Genomic DNA, 1,102 nt, shown 5'->3' on the forward strand with positions numbered 1-1,102 from the left:
CGTTCGTATAGGAAGAGTGGTTTAATGCGTTATAGAGGGATAAAAGATTGTGTCTGTCCCGGAAAATCATACGGAAAAGAGTGTCTTTGTACTTTCGGTTGACAGGTTTTCCCAAGGACCGGTTCCGTTTTTTTGTTTTAGATGTGATTTTTCTTTGTTTTTTCTTCATAGGCAGAAGCCTCCTTTGATTTGAAAATAGAATGGAATCAATAGATAATGAGAAATGGCTCCCGCCTTGTAGGAAAAGGCGGGAAAGAACATGTTCACAGTATAGTAATAGAAGTGATATAAATCAACATATGCCAAATTGTTTCGGCATCACAATAAAAATTTTTGGAACTCTTCTGCTGTTGTACCATACTCCTCTGCGGCCTGTTCCAAAGTCAGCAAATGTTTACGGTACAAATTGACCAGCAGTTCTTTCTTTTCAAATGCCATACCGGCGATTTTGCCATCCTCCCAGCTTTCCCGCCGAAGATCTTCCTCATATTTTTCCTGATCAAATTCTTCCAGGATCACATCGCTCACCTCCGCACTGTTTTGCTCCAGGAATTCTTTCAGGATATCCTTTTCGATACAGCTTTTCTGCGCCTCCCGGACTGCTGTTTCTATGGCAAGCCCCTGTTTTTGGTTTTCTCGTACTTCATTTATAAAGTAGGAGTATTCCCATAGAACTTTACAGCTTTTGAGAAGTTCCTGATTGTGCCCAAGATTGATGTTGAGCATCAGTGCCCGGCATTCCAGTGCGGCCTGTCCCGCAAATGCAGATTTCATAAAGGAATCTGAAAGGTTTAATTCCCGGTATTCCGATTCTTCGCTTTGTCCATTATAGAATACCACATATACCGGTACGGGTAAAGGAATCTGTCGTGTGCTGTAAAGATTCAGCCCGTGTTTCTTGATATAGTTCTGGTAAATGCGTGCCATATAAAACAGGCCGCGGATCGGCATATTGGGATTTAAGGTGCTTTGATGTTCGTACAGATTGAGGGTACTGGAAAAGAGAAAAGATACGTCATTTTTCATTCCTACATAGATGACGTCTTCCAGAGTGGTGATTTCAAGATCTTCTTCGTTCGTATAGGAAGAGTGGTTTAATGCG

At 41.7% G+C, this 1,102-nt stretch carries 1 protein-coding gene; it reads right to left on the reverse strand.

Features of this window, described 5'->3' with window-relative positions; all coding sequences use genetic code 11:
• Positions 1-318: 318 nt before the first annotated feature.
• A partial coding sequence (locus H6A32_RS15770; RefSeq protein ID WP_204864815.1) for an Rpn family recombination-promoting nuclease/putative transposase occupies positions 319-1,102 on the reverse strand: 784 nt, incomplete at its 5' end.

It is taken from the genome of Drancourtella massiliensis, from assembly GCF_016900655.1.
GTDB lineage: Bacteria > Bacillota > Clostridia > Lachnospirales > Lachnospiraceae > Sellimonas > Sellimonas catena.